2 protein-coding genes are annotated in these 2,574 nt (G+C 54.4%); one reads left to right on the top strand and one right to left on the bottom strand.

The window, feature by feature from the left end; translation table 11 throughout:
- Positions 1-232: 232 nt before the first annotated feature.
- Entirely contained in the window at positions 233-844 is a 612-nt protein-coding gene (locus ABD842_RS13875) for a hypothetical protein (RefSeq protein WP_345114998.1), read from the bottom strand.
- 264 nt (positions 845-1,108) lie between these two features.
- On the opposite strand from ABD842_RS13875, the gene fahA reads away from it, so the two are divergent.
- Entirely contained in the window at positions 1,109-2,392 is a 1,284-nt protein-coding gene (gene fahA / locus ABD842_RS13870) for a fumarylacetoacetase (RefSeq protein ID WP_345114995.1), read from the top strand.
- Positions 2,393-2,574: the final 182 nt, after the last annotated feature.

Raw genomic sequence — 2,574 nt, 5'->3', positions numbered from 1 at the left:
TGTGAATTTCGCTTCAACCATCGCTACGAAAACGTGTATAAAGTCTTGCTCAAAGAACTTCGCCAACGGCCCCTCTAAGCTCGATTTGCTTCCTAAGCCCCTTACTAATATTAAAAACTTATTCAAAAGTCAAATATAAATTCTTCCGCCGGAACAAAAGCCGACAGCGACATGAAGCCGATTGAAACAACTTCCCGCCCAACTATTGGCAATACGATTGTTGTGCGCCGCTTTAATTCTCCGAATTAGGACGGCTAAAACCAATGATGTTTTCTGTCTTTGTATTGTCAAGCATTTCACTGTATTCCTTGTCAGTAATTGCATTGATTTCCTTTAACCATTTAAGTTGATAAAGCTTCATTTCATAAGTAGTATCTGGGTCAAATTTGGAATACTTTTTTTTATAATGCTGCCTCATTGATTGATGTATTGTTGCAATAAATGCAGTTACAGTTTGTATGTCAGGTCGCGCTGCTAATAATTCAAGTACTTTTTGTCCCCCTGTCAAATAAATGACGTCTTTGTTTCTATTATAAAATGCGGCAATTGTCGCAATGCCAAAAAAAACAAGTGCGCCAACCCAAAATAATTGTTTAGACAAAGTTTCTTTGTTTATTACTGCGCTTAATAGAAGTCCAATGTAAAGGATGTCAAATAATATAAAAGCACAGAAAGGAATGTTTGCAGATTTTACTCGCTTCTTAACTGTGTCGAAACCAAGTTCTTCAAACTTAATTCTATATTCAAGATCTTCCCGAACATTTTTTGTCTTTATAAGCAAACTGTCATTTTCAACAGTGACCTCTTTCTTAGTAGTCCAGGTCTTTTGTGTTAATTGTGTCATAGTTAGGGTTTGTCAAATAAAGTGGCGCACAACATCTGTATTGCCGCAACTAGCTCTTACCTGATTTGCGAGTATCATCCTGCCGTTGGCACGGTACCCGCAACTCAGCTCCCTGCCACTGTAGCGGCAATCGGCAGCGGCAGATTCGGCTCAAGGTAAGGGATTTGGTAGATTTTGCCCAAACGACACCACCATTCAGCTTTCCTTCCGTCTCATTTCCCTGGCTGGTTTACCTTTGCCCCGTATCTACCCTCCTATTTCCCGATGACCAACCCGAACAACCCCGACCTGCGCTCCTGGATTGACATTCCCGCCGACCACGACTTTCCGCTGCAGAACCTGCCCTTCGGCATCTTCGAAACGCCGGAGCGGGGTCCGCGGGTGGGCGTGGCCATCGGCGACTACGTGCTGGACCTGTACGCGGTGAGCCAGTTCGGCTTTTTCGAAGACCTCGACATCCCGACCCAGCCCAAGGTGTTCCGGCGCTCCTCGCTGAACGCCTTTATCCGGCTGGGGCGACCCACCTGGCGGGCCGTGCGCCAGCGCGTGTCGGAGCTGCTGCGCCACGACAATGCCGCGCTGCGCGACAACGAGGAGGCTGTGCGCTCCTGCCTGGTGCGCCAGCGCGAGGTGGAAATGCGCCGCCCGGTGAAGCCCGCCAACTACACCGACTTCTACTCCAGCATCGAGCACGCCACCAACGTGGGCATCATGTTCCGCGACCCGGCCAACGCGCTGCTGCCCAACTGGCGCCATATTCCCATCGGCTACCACGGCCGCGCCAGCTCCATCGTCGTGTCGGGCACCGACATTCGCCGGCCCAACGGGCAGCGCAAGGCCCCCGACGCTGCCGCGCCCACCTTTGGCCCGTCGCAGCAGCTGGATTTTGAGCTGGAAGTAGCCTTCATCGGCGGCAAATCCACCGAGCTGGGCCAGCCCGTGCCGCTGCAGTATGCTGAGGAGCACATCTTCGGGCTGGTGCTGTTCAACGACTGGAGTGCCCGCGACATTCAGAGCTGGGAATACGTGCCATTGGGGCCGTTTCTGGGCAAGAGCTTCGGCAGCAGCATGTCGCCGTGGGTGGTTACGCTCGACGCACTGGAGCCCTTCCGCACGGCCGGGCCGGGGCAGGAGCCCGAGCCGCTGCTGTACCTGCGCCAGACCGGCGAGCATAACTTCGCCATCAGCCTGGAAGTGGGTCTGCAGCCCGCCGCCGGCCCCGAAACGACCGTCTGCCGCTCCAACTTCCAGTACATGTACTGGAGCATGGCCCAGCAGCTCACCCACCAGACCAGCAACGGCTGCAACCTGCAGGTGGGCGACCTGTACGCCAGCGGCACCATCAGCGGCCACACCCCGGACTCGTTCGGCTCGATGCTGGAGCTGGCCTGGAAAGGCACCAGGCCCCTGCCCCTGGCCGACGGGCAGGAGCGCAAATTCCTGCAGGACGGCGACACGGTGACCATGCGCGGCTACTGCGAAAAGGACGGTCTGCGCATCGGCTTCGGCGAAGTGCGCGGCACCGTGCTGCCGGCCCACGAGCTGTAGAGTCAGCGGCCCGATTATCAATAGCAAAGCCCGCTCTAGTTCGCTAGATCGGGCTTTGCTGTTGATAATCGGGCCCTTAGATGTATAGTCCCAGCGTGAGGTGGGTCGGGTCCTGGGTAAAGTTAACGGGGTTTTTCTGCCACTGGGCACACACAAATTCATGTGGCGTGAGGCCGCGTAAG

Origin of the sequence: Hymenobacter algoricola, from assembly GCF_039539525.1 — a bacterium.
Lineage (GTDB): Bacteria > Bacteroidota > Bacteroidia > Cytophagales > Hymenobacteraceae > Hymenobacter > Hymenobacter algoricola.
This window is presented reverse-complemented; position numbering and strand designations above follow the sequence as displayed.

What these genes read in the sequence shown, in the direction of transcription:
- ABD842_RS13875 (WP_345114998.1), bottom strand. Translation starts at nt 844, where the DNA reads ATGACACAATTAACACAAAAGACCTGGACTACTAAGAAAGAGGTCACT.
- fahA (WP_345114995.1), top strand. Translation starts at nt 1,109, where the DNA reads ATGACCAACCCGAACAACCCCGACCTGCGCTCCTGGATTGACATTCCC.